Annotated in this window: 1 pseudogene; it reads right to left on the bottom strand. The window is 47.1% G+C overall.

Annotation, left to right across the window (positions count from 1 at the left end):
* A pseudogene (locus F7Q90_RS26175) lies at positions 1 to 210 on the bottom strand (DNA mismatch repair endonuclease MutH); the annotation flags it as partial.
* Between the last annotated feature and the right edge of the window lie 221 nt (positions 211 to 431).

Genomic DNA, 431 nt, shown 5'->3' on the forward strand with positions numbered 1-431 from the left:
ATCCTGCTCAGGTTTGCTCCCGGCGCTGGCGCCGAGCCAGATCTCCAGCAGGACGCCGATCCAGCCTTTGTCTCGCTTTAAATCTTTAGGCGTGGTCATGCCGGCCATCGCCGCCAGTTCGCCTAACGTATAGCCGGAAAGCTGCCGCGCCTGGGCTAACAGCAGTGCCTCCGAAGCAGGCGGAGTCAGTAGCGGAAAAAGAGCGGACATAATAATTACCATTGATTAAAAAATGAGCAGTGATTTTATACCGTGTGGACAGAGTTTATCTTTTTCTGTGTGCTATATTCAATATACTGATTTTTATTGCTTTTTTTGAGGTGTTTCTTCGTGTTGCGCAACGCTGAAGCTGGTTTTCCAATTCTGGTCACTGACAATAAACAGGATCTTACACTATGTTATCCACAGAAAGTTGGGATAACTGTGTAAAA

This window comes from Pantoea stewartii subsp. stewartii, from assembly GCF_008801695.1.
Classification (GTDB): domain Bacteria; phylum Pseudomonadota; class Gammaproteobacteria; order Enterobacterales; family Enterobacteriaceae; genus Pantoea; species Pantoea stewartii.